Here is a 20772-nt window from a genome sequence, read left to right as displayed (position 1 = left end):
CTTGCTGGAGTGATCGTCAACTCTGGGACGGTGGCCGGGCGGAGGCGCCCGGCGCGCGGCAGGCGGGGCAGGCGGACGGACACCGGGCGGGACGCCCGGTGAGCGGGCCGGACATCTCCGGGGACGACTACCGGGCGCGGCGCGCGGCGATGCTCGCCAAGCTGGCCGAACTCGACGCCGAGCACGCCAGGGCGGTCGCCGGGGGCGGCCCGAAGTACGTCGAGCGACACCGCGCGCGGGGCGGACTGCTCGCCCGGGAGCGGATCGAGCTGCTCGTCGACCCCGACTCGGCCTTCCTGGAGCTCTCGCCACTGGCGGGCTGGGGCACCGAGTTCCCCGTCGGGGCGAGCGTGGTCACCGGGATCGGCGTGGTCGAGGGCGTCGAGTGCGTGATCGTCGCCAACGACCCCACCGTGCGCGGCGGCTCCACCAACCCCTGGACGCTGCGCAAGACGCTCCGCGCCGCCGACATCGCCCTGGCCAACCGGCTGCCGCTGATCAACCTGGTGGAGTCCGGCGGGGCCGACCTGCCGACCCAGAAGGAGATCTTCATCCCCGGCGGGCGGGTCTTCCGGAACCTGACCCGGCTGTCGGCCGCCGGGATCCCGACCATCGCCCTGGTGTTCGGCAGCTCGACCGCCGGCGGCGCCTACGTCCCCGGGCTGAGCGACCACGTGGTGATGGTCAGCGGGCGGGCGAAGGTCTTCCTGGGCGGGCCGCCGCTGGTGAAGATGGCCACCGGGGAGGAGGCAGAGGAGGAGGCGCTGGGCGGCGCCGAGATGCACGCCCGGGTCAGCGGGCTCGCCGACCACCTCGCCGCCGACGAGCACGACGCGCTGCGCATCGGGCGGCGGATCGTGCGCAACCTCAACCACCGCCGGGCGGGCCCGGCCCCCGGGCCCGTGCGCGAGCCCCGGCACGACGCCGACGAGCTGCTCGGCATCGTGCCGGAGGACCTGCGGGTCCCCTTCGACCCGCGCGAGGTGATCGTGCGGATCGTGGACGGCGGCGGGTTCGACGAGTTCAAGCCCCTGTACGGCACGAGCCTGGTGACCGGCTGGGCGCGGCTGCACGGCCACCCGATCGGGATCCTGGCCAACGCCCGGGGCGTGCTGTTCAGCGAGGAGTCCCAGAAGGCCGCCCAGTTCATCCAGCTCGCGAACCAGGCCCGCACGCCGCTGGTCTTCCTGCAGAACACCACGGGCTACATGGTCGGCACGGACTACGAGCGCGGCGGCATCGTCAAGCACGGCTCCATGATGATCAACGCGGTGGCCAACTCGACGGTCCCGCACCTCACGGTCGTCATGGGCGCCTCCTACGGCGCCGGCAACTACGGCATGTGCGGCCGGGCCTACGACCCCCGGTTCCTGTTCACCTGGCCGAGCGCGAAGTCGGCCGTCATGGGGCCGGCGCAGCTCGCCGGGGTGCTGTCCATCGTGGGCCGCGCCGCGGCGCGGGCCAGGGGACAGGACTACGACGAGGAGGGCGACGCGGCCATGCGCGAGATGGTCGAGCGGCAGATCGAGGCCGAGTCGCTGCCCTTCTTCCTGTCCGGCCGCCTGTACGACGACGGGGTCATCGACCCCCGCGACACCCGCACCGTCCTCGGCCTGTGCCTGTCGGCCGTCGGCAACGCCCCCGTCCCGGAGCCCGCGGGCTTCGGCGTCTTCCGGATGTGAGCCCGTGACCCTGACCCTCCCGGCGGCCCCCGCGGCGCCCCTTCCGGTATCCCCTCCGCACAAGGGAGGACCGGTTCCCGCCGGGAACCCGGTCGCCCTCCCGGCGGTCCGCGCGGCCGCCGGGCCGTCCGCCGCGCGCCCGGCACGGCGCCCGCGGCCGGGAGGCCGCCGGTGATCGGACGCCTCCTCGTCGCCAACCGCGGTGAGATCGCCCGCCGGGTCCTCCGTACCTGCCGGGACCTCGGCATCGAGACCGTCGCGGTGTTCTCCGACGCCGACGCGGGCGCCCCCCACGCCGCCGAGGCCGACCACGCCGTACGGCTGCCCGGCGCCGAGCCCGCAGCCACCTACCTGTCCGCGGCGCGGATCGTCGAGGCGGCCCTGCGGGCCGGGGCCGACGCGGTCCACCCCGGCTACGGCTTCCTGTCGGAGAACGCCGCGTTCGCGCGGGCCGTGCTGGACGCCGGCCTGACGTGGGTCGGCCCGCCCCCGGAGGCCGTGGCCGCCATGGGCTCCAAGATCCAGGCCAAGGCGCTGATGGCCGCGGCCGGGGTCCCGGTGCTCCCCGGCTTCACCGCCGGGCCGGACGGCTCCGCCGGCGACCTCGAACGCGACGTGCGGGCCCTGATCGAGCACGGGCCGGCCTCCGCGGGCCGGGGGGCGCTGCTGGTGAAGGCGTCGGCGGGCGGCGGCGGGCGCGGGATGCGGGTCGTGGAGCCGGGCGGCGACCTCGCCGCCGCGGTCGAGTCGGCCCGGCGGGAGGCCGAGGCGGCGTTCGGGGACGGGACGGTCTTCGTCGAGCCCCTGCTGGAGCGGGCCCGGCACGTCGAGGTCCAGATCATGGCCGACCGCCACGGGACGGTGTGGGCGCTGGGCGAGCGGGAGTGCTCGATCCAGCGGCGGCACCAGAAGGTGATCGAGGAGGCCCCGTCCCCGGCGATCTCCCCCGCCGCCAGGGTCCGGCTGTGCCACGCGGCGGTCACCGCCGCCAGGGCCGTCGGGTACGTCGGGGCGGGCACGGTGGAGTTCCTCGTCTCCGGCGACACCGTCGCGTTCCTGGAGATGAACACCCGCCTGCAGGTCGAGCACCCCGTCACCGAGTGCGTGTACGGCGTCGACCTGGTCGAGCTGCAGATCCGGGTGGCCGAGGGCGCGCGGCTGCCCGAGGCGCCCCCGCGGGCGTCGGGCCACGCCGTCGAGGCGCGGCTGTACGCCGAGGACCCCGGGCGCGACTGGCTGCCACAGGCCGGTGTCCTGCACCTCCTGGACATCCCCGGGGTGGACGTCCGCTTCGCCCCGCCGCCGCCCGGCGCGTCCCGCTGCCTGCGGCTGGACTCCGGCGTCGAGGACGGCTGCGAGATCGGCGTCCACTACGACCCGATGCTCGCCAAGGTCGTCTCCTACGCCCCCGACCGGGCCGAGGCCGTACGCCGGCTCGCCGCGGCCCTGGCGTCCGCGCGGATCCACGGCCTCGTCACCAACCGCGACCTGCTGGTGCGGGTCCTGCGGCACGAGGCGTTCCGCTCCGGGGACACCCACACCGGCTTCCTCGCCGAGCACGACCTGACCGCCGCACTCACCGAACCCGACGCGTCCACCGGGTCCGCCGGGCCCGCCATGCCCACCGGGACCGCCGCCGTCCCGTCGGCCGCCGTGCCGGCCGCTCCGCCCGGCGCGGGCCAGGGCCCGCCCGTCCTGCCCCTGTCGGCCCTGGCCGCGGCCCTGGCGCAGGCCGCGGCCAACCGCGCCGCCGCCCCCGTCCAGGCGGGGCTGCCCGCCGGGTGGCGCAACGTGGTCTCCCAGCCCCGCCGTACGGACTTCGCCGAGGCGCGGGTCTCCTACCTGATCACCCGGGACGGGCTGCGGGCCGAGGGCCTGCCGGACACGATTCTGGTCTCCGCCGCCCCCGACCTGGTGGTCCTGGAGACCTCCGGCGTACGGCACCGCTTCGCCGTCGCCCGCTACGACGGCGTGACGCACGTGGACTCCCCCCTCGGCCCGGTACGGCTCACCCCGCTGCCCCGCCTGCCCGAGCCGGCCGGGCGCACGGCCCCGGGCTCCCTGCTCGCGCCCATGCCCGGTACGGTGCTTCGCGTCGAGGTCAAGCCCGCCGATCTCGTCACCGCCGGGCAGACGGTCCTGGTGCTGGAGGCGATGAAGATGGAGCACCGCGTCGCCGCCCCGGCCTCCGGCGCGGTCTCCGCGGTGAACGTCGCCCCGGGCGACCGGGTAGAGGCGGGCGCCGTGCTGGCAGTGATCGAGGAGAGTGGCGGATGAACGTCGTTGACGAGCGGCCGGTGGAGCCCCTGGTGCGCGGGGAGGCGGCCGGCGGGATCGCGACGATCACGCTCGACTCGCCGCGCAACCGCAACGCGCTGTCGGTGCGGCTGCTGGGCGAGCTGCGCGGCCACCTCGACCGGGCGCTCGCCGACGACGGCGTGCGGGTGATCGTGCTGACCGGGACCGGTCCGGTGTTCTGCGCGGGCGCCGACCTCAAGGAGCAGCGGATCGGCCCGGGGGCGGCCGGGAACGCCCCGGTCACCGCGTCCTTCCCGGAGATCATGCGCCTGGTCTGGGAGAGCCCCAAGCCGGTGATCTGCCGCCTGAACGGCACCGCCCGCGCCGGCGGGCTGGGCCTGGTGGCCGCCTGCGACTTCGCGATCGCGCCGGACACGGCGTCGTTCGCGTTCACCGAGGTGCGGCTCGGCGTGGTCCCGGCGATGATCTCGGTGACCGTGCTGCGGCGGCTCGACCCGCGGGCCGCGGCCGAGTACCTCATGACCGGGGAGACCTTCGATGCCGCCCGCGCCCAGGAGATCGGCCTGCTCACCCGCGCCGTGCCCGAGGCCGAACTGGACGGCACGGTCGCCCACTACGCCGGCATGCTGCTGCGCGGCGGCCCCGAGGCGCTCGCGCTGACCAAGCGGCTGGTGCGGACCGTGCCGGCGATGCCGCTGGAGGAGGGCATGCGCCGCATGGCCGAGCTGTCGGCCGAGCGGTTCACCTCCGCCGAGGGCCAGGAGGGCATCGCCGCGTTCATGGAGAAGCGCCCGGCGTCCTGGGTGCCGCCGGGCGCCTGACGGCCTTCCGGCCGGCCGTACGGTGTCCCGCCCGCGCCACGTCCCCTCCCGCCCTGTCCTGCCCGCCCTGTCCTGTCCGCCGCGGTCTTCGCAGGAGGTCCGATGTTGCGCGTCGCGAACTGTTCCGGCTTCTACGGCGACCGCCTGTCGGCCGCCCGGGAGATGGTGGAGGGCGGCCCGATCGACGTCCTCACCGGCGACTGGCTCGCCGAGCTGACCATGCTGATCCTGGCCGGGAACCGCGCGAAGGGCCGCCCCGGGTACGCGACCACCTTCCTGCGGCAGCTCGAGGAGGTCCTCGGCACGTGCGTGGACCGTGGCATCCGGATCGTCTCCAACGCGGGCGGCCTCGACCCGGCCGGATGCGCCGGGGCGGTGGCCGATCTGGCGGACCGGCTCGGGCTGCGGGTACGGGTCGCGCACGTCACCGGGGACGACCTGTCCGGCCGTGACCCGCGCGGCATGCGCGACCCGGAGACCGGGGAGCCGCTGACCACGACACCGCTGACCGCCAACGCCTACCTGGGCGGCCGGCCGATCGCCGCCGCACTGTCGGCCGGCGCGGACGTGGTGGTGACCGGCCGGGTCACCGACGCCGCGCTGGTCACCGGCCCGGGGATCTGGCGGTACGGCTGGCGGCCCGGCGACCACGACGCGCTCGCCGGGTCGGTGGTCGCCGGGCACGTCATCGAGTGCGGCTGCCAGGCGACCGGCGGGAACTACGCCTTCTTCGGGGAGGTGCCCGACCCGGCGCGCTGCGGGTTCCCGCTGGTGGAGCTCGCGGCCGACGGCTCATGCGTGGTCACCAAGCATCCCGGGACCGGGGGCCTGGTGTCGGTCGGGACCGTCACGGCGCAGCTGCTGTACGAGATCGGCTCCCCGCGCTACCTCGGCCCCGACGCGGTGGCGCGGTTCGACACGATCCGGCTGGAGCAGCGGGGGCCGGACCGGGTCCGGATCTCCGGGGTGCGCGGCGAGGCCCCGCCGCCGGACCTGAAGGTGGCGGTCACCTACCCGGCCGGATACCGCAACACCATGACCCTGGTCCTGACCGGCCTGGACATCGAGGCCAAGGCCCGCCTCGCCGAGGAGGCCGTCTGGGCCCGCGCGCCGAAGGAGACCTTCGACGAGGTCCACGTCGAACTCGTCCCGCTCGGCGCCGAACCGGCGGGCGACCCGGCTCTCACCGGTCCGGCCGCTCCGGCGGGGGACGCCCACGGAACCGGTCCGTCCGGGGGCACGGCGCTGCTCCGCGTCACGGTGCTGGACGCCGACCCGGGGAAGGCCGGGCGCGTCTTCTCCTCGGCCGTCGTGGAGACGGCCCTGGCGAGCTATCCGGGGTGCTACGCCCTGACCCCGCCGGGGAACGCCACGCCGTACGGCGTCTACCGGCCCGCCCTGGTCCCGGCGGAGACCGTACGGCCCCGGGTCCGGCTCGACGGCGAGGAGATCGGCTGGGACGGCGGACCGGCGGAGCGGGGCCCGGTGGGAGTGGGAGGCGCCCCGGTGACGGCACGGATCCCGCCCGGCGCGGAGGACGGCCCGGTGACGGCACGGATCCCGCCCGTCGGGGAGGACGATCCGGTGACGGCGCGGGTTCCGCTGGGGACGATCGCGGGCGCCCGGTCGGGCGACAAGGGCGGCGACGCCAACCTGGGGGTGTGGGTGAGCACGCCCGAGCGGTTCGGGTGGCTGGCCGGTCACCTGACGGCCGAGCGCCTGGCCCGGCTCCTCCCGTCCGTCGCGGGTCTGCGGATCGAGCGTTTCGAGCTGCCGAACCTCCTCGCGCTCAACTTCGTCGTCCACGGCCTGCTGGGGCGGGGCGTCTCGGCCGGCACCCGCCTGGACGCCCAGGCCAAGGCGCTCGGCGAGGAACTGCGCGCCGCTCTCACGGACGTCCCCCGCGCCCTGCTGTGAGGTGCCGCGCCGTCCCGTCATCGAACGCGACCCGGTCCTCCGCGGCCCCGGCACCGCCCGGTGCCATTCGACCGGCCCTCCCCGGGACGGCCCGCCGCCCGAAACGGCTCGTCATCGGGCACGACCCGTGGCCGGACGCGATTCGCCGCCGGATACGGACCAACAACAATTCGGTTTTTCTGTGCTCAGAACCACGGAAAGCGCATCCGCAACCCTAGGATTGCTCGCAATTGCGACATGATCGTCGCCTAGGGAAGGATCGACTCATGCGTTTGCGGTTCCTCGGCTCCACATCGGAGGCGGGCGCCTGCCCCTCCCTCTACGAGACCGACCGCGGCACCATCGTCGTCCAGGGCCTCCACGTCACCGACCCCGTGGCGCTGGCCGATCTGCTGCACGTCCTCGACGGCGAGACCGCGGTCGAGGTGCCGAGGGAATTGCTCGTGGACATCGCCCGGCGGGTGCTGCCCTCGGATTGATCACAATTGCGCCACGCGCTATGGCATGATCGGTTCTTCCGGGTCTAACCTCGTGCGGTCATGTGACGGCCGCGCGCCTGTAAAAGGGACCGGCCCCGGTGCGAGCGGCGGCGTCCGGCCTGTACGGCCGGCGGAGGAGACGACGGGTGAACGGGTTCCAGGAGGGCCGGACCGAGCTCGGCCTGCAACTGCGGCGGCTCCGCGAGTCGGCCGGCCTGTCCGGCAAGGATCTCGCCGAGCGGCTCAGGTGGCAGGCGTCGAAGGTCTCCCGTCTGGAGAACGCCCGCCAGACCCCGACCGAGGACGACGTCACCCGGTGGGGACGCGCACTCCAGGCCGACCCCGGCGTGGTCGAGGAGCTGGCCGAGCAGGTCAGGGCACTGCTGGATCGCCAGGACTCCTGGAGGCAGCGGAATCGCAACGGCCTGGCGACGCTGCAGGAGGACATCCGCGACCGGGAGATGCGGACCTCGCTGTTCCGGGTGTTCGAGCCGGGCATCGTCGTCGGACTGCTGCAGACCACCGAGTACGCGCGGGGCGTCTTCACCCGGCTGAAGCGCATCTACCGGTCACCGGACGAGATCGACACCGCCATCCGGGTGCGCATGAAGCGCCAGGAGATCCTCTACGACCAGGGCAAGACGTTCCGTTTCGTCCTGCCCGAGGCCGCCCTGCGCTACCGGCTGGCGTCGCCCGAGGTGATGCGGGGCCAGATCGACCGGCTGCTCGCCGTGACCACGCTGCCCAACGTGGAGTTCGGCGTCATCCCCTTCGAGGCGCCCCTGCCCTCGGCGCTGCTCAACGGCTTCTGGATCTACGACAGGGAGCAGGTCGCGGTGCCGACGAGGACCCGTGAGCTCCTCCTGCGCGACCCCGAGGACGTCGAGTTCTACGAGACGACGTTCGACGAGCTTCACGGCGTGGCGGCCTTCGGAGAGCAGGCCAGGACGGTGATGGCGCGGGTGCTGGACGACCTTCTCCGGCAATCTACGGATTAATCCCCCGCAATTGCTTGATCAGGGGGCCAAGATCGTGCAATTCTCTGTTCGACGACGGAGGTGACGCATGATGCTCGACACGCTGTCCTGCCTGGAGAGGTTCGCCACGGCCACCCGGCTGCACGCCGACCTGTCGGTGCAGAGGATGTCGTTCGGAGACCCGGCGTACGTGTGCGTCCGCAACCGCTTCAGCGCCACCCTCTCCGAAACCGTGACGTGCTCGTCCGACGGGGGTTTCATCACCTCGTGGGGCTACCGGCTCGGTGACGCGGACAACGTCGAGGGCGCCGCCGCGCGCCTGGCCTTCCTGCTGGCGGCCATGCCCGCCTGATCCGCGCGACCGGGCCGTACGACCCGGCTCCGCCGGGCCTCCGAGTCCGGTGCACGGGTTCGGGTACGGGTTCAGGTTCGGGCACGATCCCGGGCGAGCCGGTTCGCGCGACCGGGCGGCCGGGCTCAGACCGGCTCGGGCCCGGCGGAGCCTTCCGGCCCGGCGGTCGCCCCGGAGCCGCCGGTCTCCTCCGGGATCTCGGAGGCGGGGAAGACCGAGGGGCTCAGCCCGACCTCGCGGGCCGCGGCGACCCGGGCGTGGTGCAGGAGCCGGCCACGCGACATGTTCCCGGTGTGCAGGGTGTAGCGGACCACCAGGCCGTCGAGCATCCCGTCGAGCCGCTCGGCCGCCCCCTGGGGGTCGTCGCAGACGAACTCGCCCCGCTCCACCCCTTCGGCGATCACCTGGGAGAGGGTCTCGATCCAGCCGCTCTCCAGCTCCAGCAGGATGTCGCGGACGTGCGGCTCGCGCACCCCGACGGCCCAGGCGTCGAGCCAGAGGATCCAGCTCTGGTCGGACCGGGAGGCGGGGATGTAGAAGCGCAGGATCCGGTCGAGCTTCTCGACGGAGCCGCCGGGACCGGCGCCGATCTCCCTCAGCCGCTGGACCTCGGCCTCGCTGGTGCTGCGGAGCATCTCGGTGATGAGGTCGTTCTTGGTGGCGAAGTGATAGTGGATCAGACCGCCGCTCACGTTCGTCGCCCGGGCGATGTCGGCGACCCGGGTGCTGGCCAGGCCCCGTTCGAGCACGACCCGCCGGGCCGCTTCGAGCAGCTCCGCCCTCCGCTGGTCGGCCTGGTCGGCGCGGCTGCCCCGCGCTCCGTCTCCGCTCTGCACTGCGCAAGAGTAACAGGAGCGCGGGACACCGGTCCGGATGCTGTTGACTGAGTGTTCAGTCAAGGATATCCGGACCGGTTCCGCACCGGATTCCGGCCCGTCCCCGGCGGCTCAGCCGCAGCGGTAGAGGGACCGGTCCTCTCCGGTCCCGCCGCCTCCGGCCCCCTCGTCTCCGGCTCCGCCATCTCCGGTCCCGCCGCCTCCGGCCCCGCCGTATTCGGCCGCCGGGACGACGGCGCAGTTGGCCCGGACCCAGGCGAGCGCCTCGGAGTTCCCCCGGCCCCCTCCGGGCCCGCCGGTCCCGCCTGACGGGCCCGCCGCATCCGGAGCGCCGGAGCCCCCGGCCGTTCCCGTGGAGCGGCCGGACTCGCCGGACGCGCCCGAACCGGCGGACCCGCCGGACCCACCGGATCCGCCGGGGCTGCCGCCGGGCAGCACATACCGAAGTCGCCCCGTGGAGACGAGTTCCCTGAGCCTGTCCACGCTCATGGCCGGGTCCGAGCCGCCGAAGCCGCCCATCGCGATGACGGGCCGGCCGGTGGAGAGGATGGCCGACGCGGCGCTCTGCGCGCTGTCCACGGCCACCAGCCAGGTCGCTCCACCCCGGTTGCGCTCCAGGTAGCCGAGCAGGTCGGCGTCGAGTCCGGCCGGACCGAGTCTGATCAGGCGCGGCCCGGACGCGTCGCCGGGGAGGCGTTCTCCCGCCCCGCCGGGGGGACGGTCGCCGGAACCGGCTCCGGAACCGCCCCCGGAGCCGCCGTCCCGGGCGCCGGGCGTCCCCGGGTAGCGGATCAGCATCCCCGGCGTCCCCGGCATGCCGCTTCCGGCCGGGCCGGCCGTGGGGTTGGTGCCCATGACGGGCGAGCCCAGCGGGGTCAGCGCGTACGCGGCGGGACCGGCCAGACCGGCGAACAGGCCGGTGACCAGTACGGTCACCGCGGCCGCCCGCCGGGCGCGCCCGCCGAGGCGGACCAGGAGCAGCGTCACCGCCGCGACCGCCGCCATCGCGGCGACCGCCCACGCCAGCCACGGAACGAAGTCCGGGCTGCGGCGCAGCACCGCGAAGGACCACGCCCCGGTGACCGCGAGGCCGCCCGCGAGCACCGCGGCCCAGGCCCGCGAACGCCGGGCCGCCCGCCACATCAGCACCCCGCCGACACCGGTCAGCGCGGCGACCGCCGGGGCCATGGCGGTGGTGTAGTACGGGTGGAAGATGCCCTCGGCGAAGCTGAAGACCACGTAGTGAACGGCCAGCCAGCCGCCCCACAGCAGCAGGGCCGTACGGGCGCCGCGCAGGGAGCCGCGGAAGGCCAGGACGAGCCCGGCCACCAGCGCGAGCACGGCGAACGGCAGGAGCCAGGAGATCTGCCCGGCCAGGATGTCGTTGAACAGGCGCCCGGCGCCCGACGTGCCGCCGAACCCGCCGGGGGCGCCCCCGGGAGCCCGGGTGAGTCCCTCCGGCAGGTCCGCGGGCACGCCCGGGGGCGGGCTCCCCGCCGCGCCGCGGCCCCGCGCCCCTCCCCCGGAGCCGAAGATCCGGCCCAGGCCGTTGTAGCCGACGACCAGGTCCCAGACCGAGTCGTCGGAGCTGCCGCCGACGTAGGGGCGGCTTCCGGCCGGCCACAGGTCCACGATCGCCATCCACCACGCGCTGGAGGCCACCAGCGCCGCACCGGCGGCGAGCAGCCGGCCCAGGCGGCGGGCCACCGTACCGGGGGCCAGGAAGAGGTGGACCGCGGCGAAGACCGGGACCACCAGGTACGCCTGGAGCATCTTGACGTTGAAGGCCAGCCCGACCGCGACGGCCGACAGCACCAGGGTGCGCGTCCGGCCGCTGCGGACCGACTTCTGGCAGAGCCACGCGGCGGCCACCAGCAGCAGGACGAGGAGGGTGTCGGGGTTGTTGTCCCGGTTGATCGCCACCGTGATCGGGGTCAGCGTCATCACCAGGGCGGCGAGCAGGGCGGCCGCGTGGCCGGCCGTACCGGGCAGCGCGCGCCGTACCGCGGAGTGCAGGATCCCTGCCGCCGCGACGCCGGCCAGCGCCTGGGGCAGGAGCATGCTCCACGTCCCGAACCCGAAGATCCTCGCCGACAGCCCCATCACCCACAGCGCGAGGGGCGGCTTGTCCACGGTGATGAACGACCCGGCGTCCAGCGCGCCGAAGAAGAACGCCTTCCAGCTCTTGGTCCCCGACAGGACCGCGGCGGCGTAGTAGTCGTTGGCGTACCCGTTGCGGCCGAGCGCCCAGGTGTACAGGACGGCGGCCAGCGCGAGCACCGCCCACAGGCCGGGCCGCGCCCAGCGGGGGTCGCCGGGGGCCCCGAGGGCCGCCCGCCGTACGGCGGCGCGGAACCTCCCGCCGGACGGCGGCGCCGCGGCGGGCGTGGTGGCGGGATCGGCGGGCGTGGTGGCGGGATCGGGTGAGGTCTCCGGCGATCCGGCCGGGAGGATACCCCCTCCGGAGCCCGACGGCGCGCCGGGGGCTCCCCCGGGGGTGACGCGGGCGCTCATCGGACGGCCTCCCCGGAGGAGCCGGGCGTCCCGGCGGGACCGGACCGGCCCGTCCGGCGCGGGTTGAAGACCCAGGCCCGCAGCAGCAGGAACCGGACCAGCGTGGCCAGAGCGTTGGCCGCGACGAGCGCGACGACCTCGGCCGTGGCGGAGGCGCCCGGCAGCAGCCGTCCGAGCAGCGCCAGGCCACCGGTGCTCAGCAGCAGCCCGACGGCGAACGCCAGACCGCCTTCCAGCTGGTGGCGCAGGGCGCCCGCGCGGCCGGTGACGCCGAAGGTGAAGCGCCGGTTGGCGGCGGTGTTGGCGACGGCGGTGACGAGCAGCGCCACCGCGTTGGCCGCCACCGCGGGCATCACCTGCCGCAGGGCGACGAACAGCCCCAGGTGCGCCAGGGTGCTGAGGACACCGATGACGGCGAAGCCGGAGAGCTGGCGGGCCATGCCCCGGGGGAGGCGGGCCGAGCGGACCCGCGGCGGCACCGGCAGCCGGGCCGCGTCCCACAGGGTCCTGCGCGCCACCCTGGCCATCCCCCGCAGGTCGTCCAGGGCGGTGCGCAGGATGTCCACCCGGCTGTCGGGGTCGTCCACCCAGTCGACCGGCACCTCGTGGATGCGCAGGCCGTGCCCCTCGGCCAGGAGCAGCAGCTCGGTGTCGAAGAACCACTCCTCGTCCTCGACCGCCGGAAGCAGCGCCTGGACGACCTCCGTACGGCCCGCCTTGAACCCGCACTGGGCGTCGGAGAAGCCGGCCCCCATCGCCGAGCGCAGCAGCAGGTTGTAGGCGCGGGAGATCAGCTCCCGCTTCGGGCCGCGGACCACGTCGGCGTTCCTCGCCAGCCGGGTGCCGATGGCCAGGTCGCTGTGCCCCGACAGCAGCGGGGCGACCAGCGGCAGGAACGCCTCCAGGCCGGTGGACAGGTCGACGTCCATGTAGGCGACGACGTCGGCGTCGCTGCCCGACCATACCCGCCGCAGCGCCCGGCCGCGGCCCTTGGCGTCCAGGCGGACGGCCCGCACGCACGGCAGCTCGCGTTCCAGACGTGTGGCGATCTCCCAGGTGGCGTCGGTGCTGGCGTTGTCGGCGATCGTGATGCGGAAGCCGTAGGGGAAGGTGTCGGTCAGGTACGCGTGCAGCCGCCTGATGCTCGCCGGCAGGGCGCGCTGCTCGTTGTACACCGGGACGACCACCTCGACCAGGCGCGTCTTGAGTGCTGTCTGCATGCGCCCACCATCGTGGCCCGGGCTTGGAACCGGCTGAGCCGCCGATGAACGCCGGATGAGAAGCCCGTCGCCCCCCTTCTCCCCCGTCTCCCTCCCGGAGGGCGCCCTGGACCGCTACGCCGGTTCCCCGCCGGCCGGCAGGGGCAGCAGGGCGCGCAACTCGTCGTCGGAGTGGAGCCGGTTGTACGGGGAGACGGTGAACGTCTCGGCGTACTCGACGCCCTCGGCGTGCTTGTCGCCGTACCAGCGGGCCAGGGCGGGGCGCATGTCCTCGGCGGCGTGCAGGTACGTCGACCAGTGCTCCAGCAGGAACTCCCGGCGTCCGGCCCAGTCGGTGGGAACGGTGTCGAGCAGCCCGTTGCAGTAGGGGGTGAACTCGTAGAACTGTGAGACGTGCGCGTCGCAGCCGAGCAGCTTCTCCTCGATCGCGGGCGTGGTGTCGATCGCGATGTCGTGGCGGTGCTGCGGGTGCGTCCCGTAGTCGACCGTCAGCAGGTAGAGCGGACGGCGGGCGAGCGGTGGCACGGCCGGCAGGATGTTCCGCAGCCCGACGAACGGCATGGCGTCGCGGACGATCTGGCCTGCGGCGCGGTTGTCGGGGTGGCCCGCGCCGTCGGGGTGGAAGGAGATGACGACGTCGGCCCGCCATTCGCGGATCGCGCGGATGACGGCCTGCCGTACCTCCAGGGTCGGGATGAGGGAGCCGTCGTCGATCGGCAGGATCTCGTACTGCAGTACGCCGAGCCGCTCGGCCGCCTCGGTCCCCTCGGCGGCGCGGCGGGCGACGAGGGGGCCCGCGTCCACCTCCCAGTGGCCCGCGGACCCGTTGGTGAGGGTCATGAACTTCACGGCGTGCCCGGCTTTCGCGTAGAGCGCGGCGGTGCCGCCGACGTACTCCTCCGGCTCGTCGGGGTGGGCCAGGATGACGATGACGCGGAGCTTGCGGTGCATGTGACGCCTTTCGGATGGGCTTCGGTGAACTTCGGGTGAGCTTCAGGTGAGCCGGGACAGCAGGGTGGTCAGGTGGTCGGCGCTGCGGCGCAGGAACGCGCGTTCCCACTCCGTCCCCAGGGGAGGCGCGTAGTAGGAGTCGACGGGGGTCAGCTCGCCCGCCGCCATGCGGCGCTCGGCGACGCTCGCCAGGCGGACGAGCCCGGCCAGGTCGGCCAGTGGCAGGTCGGGGTGGAGGTCCTGCCAGCGCCGGTCGAAGATCTGGATGCCGTTGCGGTCGCGCCCCTTGGTGTTCTCGATGGTGAGATTGACCTGGGGCGCATGTTCGAGCAGCAGGGACAGGACGGCGGCGAGATCGACGACGCCGTCGCCGCAGGCGCGGTTCTGGCGTTCGAGCCCGTCGCCGGTGAAGGTCACCACGAGGTCGCGCATGTGCGTCTGGCGTGTGTACGGCGCGACGCGGCGGGTGGCCTCGACGGGGTCCTCACCGCGGACGACCACGTTGGCCAGGTCCAGGGTCACGCCGACGGCATCGGGCCCGACGTCCTCGACGAGCCTGACCAGCTCGAACGTGGTGATCTCCTCGTGGGTCTCCAGGTTGACCCGGGCACCGTGGCCGCGCAGCACCGGGGCGAGCCGGTGCAGGAGGCGGCGGGTGGCCTCCAGTTGCTCCTCCCAGGTGACGTCGGTGCGGAAGCGGTCGATGGCGTGCAGGCCCCAGCGGAAGTGCTGGTAGTTGGCCGTGTCGCCCCACAGGTCGGCACAGCCGATCGCGGCCGCCGCCTCGATCATGCGGCGCGCGCCGAGCAGGTAGTCGCCGTCGCCGACCTGACGGATCGACGGGTCCTCGGCCGTGTTGAACGGGTTGACCTTGCCGAGCCCCGTCTCAAGGTAGAGGTCCAGGTCGTCGGCCTGCTGCCGTAGCGCCGCCAGCCGTCCGGGGTCGAGGTCGGGGCTCATGTGCAGGATCGTGCGGAAGAAGACGCCGTGGTGGCCCAGCTCGGCCGCCGCCGACAGCACGCCCTCGGGGCCGAGTTCGGCCGCCTCGGGAAACTTCAGCCCGCACACGCCGATGCGTGTCATCGGGTTCTTCCTTCCTCGGCCGCGTGACAGCGCACCCAGTGGCCGCCGCCGAGGTCGGTCCTGGCGGGCCGTTCGGCGGCGCAGCGGGCGGTGGCGAGCGGGCAGCGGGCGGTGAACGGGCAGCCCGTCGGCGCCGGAGCGGCCGCCGCGCCCGCCGGAGCGGCCGGGGGCTCCGCGCCGCGGTGCTCGCGGCGCGGGTCGGGAACGGCCGACAGCAGCAGGCGCGTGTACGGGTGGGCGGGCCGTTCCACCAGGGTGGCGGCATCGGCGCCCTCGACGGCGTGCCCGGCGTACATGACGAGGATCCGGCCGCCGAGGTAGCGGGCGGAGGCGAGGTCGTGGGTGATGTACAGGTAGGCCGTGCCCCGGGTGGCGCGCAGCCGTTCCATGAGGTTGAGCACGCCGGCGCGCACGCTGACGTCGAGCATGGACACCGGTTCGTCGGCCACGATGAGCCGGGGGCGGACGGCGAGCGCCCTGGCGATCGCCACCCGCTGCCGCTGCCCGCCGGACAGCTCGTGCGGGTGACGCCCCGCCAGGGAAGGGTCCAGCCCGACGGTGGTGAGCAGGCCGGCGACGTCGCCGGGGTCGTGGCCGTGCAGGATGAGGGGCCGCCGAAGGTGGTGGCCGACGGTGTGAACGGGATTGAGCGAGCCGAACGGGTCCTGGAAGACCATCTGCACGGCTCGCCGGTAGGCCGGGGAGGCCCGGCGCGGCTCACCGGTCAGGACGTCCGTGCCGTCGAGCCTGATCGTGCCGCCGGTCGGCCGGTCCAGGCGGGCGACGAGCCGCGCCGTCGTGGACTTGCCGCTGCCGGACTCGCCGACCAGCGTGACGATCTCGCCGGCGCCGACCTCGAACGACACGTCGTGCACCGCCCGCAGCACGCGGGCACGCCGGCCCCGGCCGATGGTGAAGTGCCTGGTCAGACCCTCCACCTGGAGGAGGGGGGAGGTCACGGGGTCACCTCCGCCGGGCCGTACAGGTGGCAGGCCACGTCGCGGCCGTCCATGGTGACCGGGACGGGACGCTCGGCGCGGCAGCGGTCGTGCGCCGAGGGGCAGCGCGGAGCGAACCGGCAGCCCGGGGGCGGGTCGACGAGGTCAGGCGGGGCTCCGGGGATGCCGGTGAGCCGCGTGTCGTCGCCGTGCAGCGTCGGGAAGGACGCGAGCAGGCCCCGGGTGTAGGGGTGGGCGGGGTCGTCGAGGATCGTCCGGGCGCCGGCCAGCTCGACCACCTCACCCGCGTACATGATCGCGATGCGGTCGCTGATCTCGACGAGCAGGGAGATGTCGTGCGTGATGAACAGGACGGCGAAGCCGAGCCGCTCCTGCAGTCTCCGCACCTCGGCGATGATCTCCCGCTGGACGACGACGTCGAGGGCCGTCGTCGGCTCGTCCATGATGAGGATTCTGGGCCGCAGGGCCAGGGCGATCGCGATGGCGACACGCTGCCGCATGCCGCCGGACAGTTCGTGCGGGTAGGCGCGCAGCCGGTCGGCGCCGATGCCGACGAGCCCGCACAGCCGGGCGGCGCGTTCGCGGGCCTCGCGGCGGCCGGTCCGCTCGTGGGTGCGGATGACGTCGACGAGCTGGGCCTCGACGCGGAGGACCGGGTTGAGGGCGTTCATCGCGTTCTGGAACACGACGGCGATGTCGCGCCAGCGGACGCGCCGCAGTCCCTCGTCGGACAGGCCGAGCAGGTCGACGCCTTCGCCTTCGCCGTCGCCGTCGCCGTCGCCGCCGAAGCGGACGCGGCCGCCGGTGATGACGGCGGGGTCGCGCAGCAGCCTCGGTACGGCCATGGCCAGCGTCGACTTGCCGCAGCCCGACTCCCCGGCCAGCCCGAGGATCTCTCCGGGGAACAGGCCGAGGCTCACCCCGTCGACGGCGCGGGCGATACCGCGCGGAGTGTGGAAGTCGACGGTCAGGTTCTCGATGGACAGCAGGCCGGTCGGCGGCGCGGCCGTCCCGGCGGTCAGTGGTTCAGCCACGCCGCACCGCCGTGGCCCGGCGGAAGCCGCGGGGGCGGCGGGTGGCGCCGCCGCCCGCGACCCGCAGCCGGGGGTTGGTGGCGGCGTCGATGGCGAAGTTGACCAGCGCGAGCGCCGAGGCGGTCAGCGCGATGCCGAGGCCGGGCGCGACGAACGTCCACCACGCGCCCTGCAGCAGCGCGGAGTCGTTCTGCGCCCAGAACAGCATCGTCCCCCACGACGGCTGGTCGGCGTCGCCGAGGCCGAGGAACTCCAGCGCCGAGCCGGCGGTCAGCGCGAAGACGACCTGACCGCAGAAGTAGGCGGCGATGACGGAGGCCATGTTCGGCATGATCTCCACAAAGATGGTGCGCCGACGGTGTTCGCCCGCGACCGTGGCGGCGGCGACGAAGTCGCGCCGGCGCAGGGTCAGCGCCTGCGAGCGGACCACCCGGGCGCCGAACGCCCAGCCGGTCGCCACGAGGACGAGCACGATGGTGCCCGTGCCGGGTGGCAGGAACGCCGCCAGGACGATGATCAGCGGCAGGCTCGGGATCGTCAGGACCACGTTGACCACCAGCGAGATCGCCTCGTCGGCCACGCCGCCGAGGAATGCCGTGACGAGGCCCGCGACGACGCTGATCACCGTGGTGCCGGTTCCGACCACGAGGGCCATGCCGAGAGAGGTGCGGCCGCCGTACAGGACGTGGCTGAGGACGTCCTGGCCCTGGCCGTTGGTGCCGAGCGGGTGGGCGGCCGACGGCGGGCTGAACGGCCCGCCGTCCGACCAGGTGGTGGTGTGGGGCGCCAGGACGGGTGCGAGGAGCACGGCGCAGGCGATGAGGGCGAAGACCGCGGCGCCGACGACGGCGCGGCGGTCGCCGCGCAGGAACGCTGTCACCTTCCGCATGGGGAACACCTCCTTAGGAGCTCGCGGTGGCCGCGCCGCGCACCCGAGGGTCGAGCGCCGCGTAGAGCGCGTCGACCACGAAGTTCACGGCGAGGACGGAAATGGTGATCATGAGGAAAAGGGCCTGCATCAGCGGGTAGTCGTGGGTGGTGACCGCCGCGTAGAGCTGGTTGCCGAGACCGGGGTAGGTGAAGACGACCTCGGTGAGCAGCTGCCCGGAGAAGACGTGGCTGACGGCCAGGCCGAGAGAGGTGACGGTCGGCAGGATCGCGTTGCGCGCCGCGTAGTGGCCCATCACCCGCCAGGTCCGCAGACCCTTGGCCTCGGCCATGGTCAGGTAGTCCTCGTCGAGGACGCCGATCATCGTGTTGCGGATCGACAGTACCCACGCGCCGACGGAGACCAGCGCGACCGTGGTGGCGGGCAGCAGCAGGTGGGTCGCGACGCTGCCGAGGAACTCCGGGGTGAGGCCGGGCGCGACGTCCATGCCGTAGGCGTAGCCCTGCGGCAGTACCTGCCACCGGACCGCGAACAGATAGAGCACGAGCAGCGCGAGGAAGAAGTAGGGGAACGAGCCGACGAACATCGTCAGCGGCGGCACGACGGTGTCGAACCGGCTCCCCCTCCGCCAGGCCGCGAAGGAGCCGAGCAGCGTGCCGGCGGTGAAGCTGATCAGCACGCTGACGGTGCCGAGCAGCAGCGACCAGCCGAGGCCGTCCCGGATGAGGTCGGCGACCGGGGTGGGGAACTGCGACAGGGAGGTGCCGAGGTCTCCGCCGAGGAGGTTGTGCAGGTAGTCGGCGTACTGCGCGAGGAGCGGCGCGTCCGACAGGCCGTACGCCTCCTTGAGCGAGGCCAGGTCGTCGGGGCCGAGCTGGTCGGCGTAGCCGGCGAACAGCGTCGTCGCCGGGTCGCCCGGCATCAGGCGGGGCAGCAGGAAGTTGAGGGTGACGGCGACGAACCCCGCGACCGCGTAGAACGCCGCCCTGCGCAGCAGGAAGATCATGTGGCGGGCTTCAGTTTCGGGTAGACGAGGAGCGGCGTCGGGAAGCGCGGGGAGTTGCGCAGCGGCGCGTAGGGGGCGCCGGCGTCGGGCCAGCCGGTGAAGCGCCGGGAGCTGTAGGCCCCCCACTCGGGCTGCTCGTACAGCGGGACGGCCGGGAAGACCTCGACGAACAGCTTCTGCAGCTCGCGTCCGATCTTCCGCTGCTCGGCGGCGTCGGAGACGGTGGCGAACCTCTCCAGCAGCTCGTCGGCCTCGGGTACGGCCAGGCGGTGGAAGTTGAGGTTGCTGGTCTCCCCGACGGGCCGCCGGGTGAAGCTCGACATCATCGCGCGGAAGTAACCGAAGGGGGACGCGCCGCGCTCGCCGGGTCCGAGGGTGACGTCGAAGCGCCCGTTGTAGACGGCCGAGGTCCACTGGTCGAACCCGATCGTGCGCAGCTTGACCGTGACGCCCACCTCGGCGAGGTTCTGGGTGACGATCTGCGCCACGGCGACGAAGTCGGTCCAGCCGCTGGGGACGACCAGGTCGAAGGAGGCGGGCTCGCCGTCCTTGCCGGTGCGCCTGCCGCCGGCGCCCCTGGCGAGCCCGGCGGCGTCGAGCGCGGCGTTCGCCGCGGCGACGTCGCGGGTGACGAGCTCGGCGTGGGTGCTCGTCAGGGACTCGTCGATCCAGCCGGGGTAGGCGTCGCGGGCGATGCCGACCGCGTTGGCGGGCTCGCTCTTGCCCCATACGGCGATGTCGACCATCTTGCGGCGGTCGAGGGCCATGCTGAGGGCCTTGCGGACCGCGGGGTCGTCGAACGGCGCCTTGGTGGTGTTGACGAACAGGAAGATGTCGGAGATCCGCGGCCACCAGTAGTGGTTGTTGCGCCTGTCCTTCGCGACGAACGTCCGGTCGGGGTCGGGCACCAGGCCGCCCCAGTCGACCTGCCCGCTCACCAGCGCGGAGTTGATCTGGTCGTTGCCGGCGTAGGTCGGCACCCGTAGACCGGGGATCGCGATCGGCTGCCAGTAGCCGTCGCGTCTGCGCAGCTCGTACATCTGCGGGCGGAAGGCCGTGAGCGTGAACGGGCCGGTGCCCACGGGGTCGGGGTTGGTGTGGGTGACGGGGTCGGCGACGGCCGACCAGATGTGCCGGGGAACGAGGAGTTGCTGCGCGATGTCGTGCAGCGCGGGCGTGTACGCCTTCTTGAAGGTGAACTCCACGGTCCCGGCGTCGGGGGCCCGGACGGCTTCGACGTAGTTCGCGACGGCGCCCGTGGCGTATCCGATGAGTCCCTTGTGCCGCTTCAGCAGGTCGAAGGTGAACGTGACGTCCTCGGCCGTGAACGGCCTGCCGTCGGACCAGGTGACCTTGTCGCGGAGCTTCATGGTGAGCACCGTGTTCTCCTGCGACCAGGTGAAGCCGGTGGCGAGCCAGGGCTCCAGCGCGCCCGTCACGTGGTTGAAGATCATGAGCGGCTCGTAGACGCAGAACCGCGCCGCCCAGCGCGAGCTGGCGGCGAACGGGTTGAAGTTCCTGGCGAGCGTCGAGCCCTGCTCGGAGGCGACGGTGAGCAGCGGCGCACTGCCCGCGCCGGCCTTCGCGCCCTGGCCCGCACCGGTCTCGGTGCAGCCGGTGAGCGAGGCGGTGAACGCGGCGGCGCCCAGGGCGCCCGCGCCGCGCAGGAGAGTCCGGCGGTCGAACCGCCGAGGATCGACGACCATGTCGCACCTCCGTTCAGGGCTCCCGCCCTAGCTATAACACACTGTTCGTATTAATTGCTGGACGCTAATGTCACACCCCTCACGAGG

Annotated in this window: 17 protein-coding genes; 7 read left to right on the top strand and 10 right to left on the bottom strand. The window is 73.8% G+C overall.

The genetic code is table 11. The annotated features are described in order from the left end of the window. Positions 1-149 precede the first annotated feature (149 nt). The 7 genes from ACZ6W9_RS07935 to ACZ6W9_RS07905 all read left to right on the top strand — a co-directional run bounded on the left by ACZ6W9_RS07935 (position 150) and on the right by ACZ6W9_RS07905 (position 8487). Positions 150-1682 carry an acyl-CoA carboxylase subunit beta gene (locus tag ACZ6W9_RS07935; protein WP_470117190.1) on the top strand — a complete coding sequence of 511 codons (1533 nt, stop codon included), beginning with the start codon at positions 150-152 and terminating at the stop codon, positions 1680-1682. A 171-nt stretch (positions 1683-1853) separates the two neighbouring features. Next, entirely contained in the window at positions 1854-3959 is a 2106-nt protein-coding gene (locus ACZ6W9_RS07930; protein ID WP_470116935.1) for an acetyl/propionyl/methylcrotonyl-CoA carboxylase subunit alpha, read from the top strand. Beyond that, positions 3956-4762 carry an enoyl-CoA hydratase-related protein gene (locus ACZ6W9_RS07925; RefSeq protein WP_470116934.1) on the top strand — a complete coding sequence of 269 codons (807 nt, stop codon included), beginning with the start codon at positions 3956-3958 and terminating at the stop codon, positions 4760-4762. The genes ACZ6W9_RS07930 and ACZ6W9_RS07925 overlap by 4 nt, the downstream gene beginning before the upstream one ends. A 102-nt stretch (positions 4763-4864) precedes the next feature. Then, positions 4865-6679 carry an acyclic terpene utilization AtuA family protein gene (locus ACZ6W9_RS07920; protein WP_470116933.1) on the top strand — a complete coding sequence of 605 codons (1815 nt, stop codon included), beginning with the start codon at positions 4865-4867 and terminating at the stop codon, positions 6677-6679. A 266-nt stretch (positions 6680-6945) separates the two neighbouring features. Next, positions 6946-7158 carry a hypothetical protein gene (locus ACZ6W9_RS07915; protein WP_362943143.1) on the top strand — a complete coding sequence of 71 codons (213 nt, stop codon included), beginning with the start codon at positions 6946-6948 and terminating at the stop codon, positions 7156-7158. 146 nt (positions 7159-7304) lie between these two features. Further along, positions 7305-8156 (top strand): helix-turn-helix domain-containing protein, encoded by an 852-nt coding sequence (locus tag ACZ6W9_RS07910; protein ID WP_389960946.1) that lies wholly within the window; start codon positions 7305-7307, stop codon positions 8154-8156. 67 nt (positions 8157-8223) lie between these two features. Beyond that, positions 8224-8487 carry a hypothetical protein gene (locus tag ACZ6W9_RS07905; RefSeq protein ID WP_362943149.1) on the top strand — a complete coding sequence of 88 codons (264 nt, stop codon included), beginning with the start codon at positions 8224-8226 and terminating at the stop codon, positions 8485-8487. 125 nt (positions 8488-8612) lie between these two features. Here the strand turns inward: ACZ6W9_RS07905 and ACZ6W9_RS07900 are convergent, their stop codons facing one another. The 10 genes from ACZ6W9_RS07900 to ACZ6W9_RS07855 all read right to left on the bottom strand — a co-directional run bounded on the left by ACZ6W9_RS07900 (position 8613) and on the right by ACZ6W9_RS07855 (position 20685). Further along, positions 8613-9323 carry a TetR/AcrR family transcriptional regulator gene (locus tag ACZ6W9_RS07900; RefSeq protein WP_389960944.1) on the bottom strand — a complete coding sequence of 237 codons (711 nt, stop codon included), beginning with the start codon at positions 9321-9323 and terminating at the stop codon, positions 8613-8615. A 111-nt stretch (positions 9324-9434) separates the two neighbouring features. After that, a complete protein-coding gene (locus ACZ6W9_RS07895; protein ID WP_389960942.1) occupies positions 9435-11837 on the bottom strand; it encodes a glycosyltransferase family 39 protein in 2403 nt (800 codons plus the stop codon). After that, on the bottom strand, positions 11834-13057 hold the full coding sequence (locus ACZ6W9_RS07890) for a bifunctional glycosyltransferase family 2/GtrA family protein (protein ID WP_389960940.1): 1224 nt from the start codon (positions 13055-13057) through the stop codon (positions 11834-11836). The genes ACZ6W9_RS07895 and ACZ6W9_RS07890 overlap by 4 nt, the downstream gene beginning before the upstream one ends. A gap of 114 nt (positions 13058-13171) precedes the next feature. Continuing rightward, entirely contained in the window at positions 13172-14008 is an 837-nt protein-coding gene (locus ACZ6W9_RS07885) for a PIG-L deacetylase family protein (protein WP_389960938.1), read from the bottom strand. Between the two features lie 42 nt (positions 14009-14050). After that, on the bottom strand, positions 14051-15091 hold the full coding sequence (locus tag ACZ6W9_RS07880) for a sugar phosphate isomerase/epimerase family protein (RefSeq protein ID WP_470116932.1): 1041 nt from the start codon (positions 15089-15091) through the stop codon (positions 14051-14053). Then, the gene (locus ACZ6W9_RS07875) at positions 15088-16050 is read right to left on the bottom strand and encodes an oligopeptide/dipeptide ABC transporter ATP-binding protein (RefSeq protein ID WP_389960934.1); all 963 of its coding nucleotides are present in this window, start codon (positions 16048-16050) and stop codon (positions 15088-15090) included. Before ACZ6W9_RS07875 ends, ACZ6W9_RS07880 begins: the two co-directional genes overlap by 4 nt. Continuing rightward, the gene (locus ACZ6W9_RS07870; protein WP_470116931.1) at positions 16047-17084 is read right to left on the bottom strand and encodes an ABC transporter ATP-binding protein; all 1038 of its coding nucleotides are present in this window, start codon (positions 17082-17084) and stop codon (positions 16047-16049) included. The genes ACZ6W9_RS07875 and ACZ6W9_RS07870 overlap by 4 nt, the downstream gene beginning before the upstream one ends. Continuing rightward, positions 17077-17973, bottom strand: coding sequence for an ABC transporter permease (locus tag ACZ6W9_RS07865; RefSeq protein ID WP_389960930.1), 897 nt, complete (start codon positions 17971-17973; stop codon positions 17077-17079). The genes ACZ6W9_RS07870 and ACZ6W9_RS07865 overlap by 8 nt, the downstream gene beginning before the upstream one ends. 13 nt (positions 17974-17986) lie before the next feature. After that, entirely contained in the window at positions 17987-18979 is a 993-nt protein-coding gene (locus ACZ6W9_RS07860; RefSeq protein WP_470116930.1) for an ABC transporter permease, read from the bottom strand. Further along, the gene (locus ACZ6W9_RS07855) at positions 18976-20685 is read right to left on the bottom strand and encodes an ABC transporter substrate-binding protein (protein WP_470116929.1); all 1710 of its coding nucleotides are present in this window, start codon (positions 20683-20685) and stop codon (positions 18976-18978) included. Before ACZ6W9_RS07855 ends, ACZ6W9_RS07860 begins: the two co-directional genes overlap by 4 nt. Positions 20686-20772: the final 87 nt, after the last annotated feature.

The organism is Streptosporangium sp. NPDC053982, assembly GCF_055585205.1.
The sequence above is the reverse complement of the archived record's forward strand: the minus strand, read 5'-3'. Positions and strand labels throughout refer to the sequence as shown.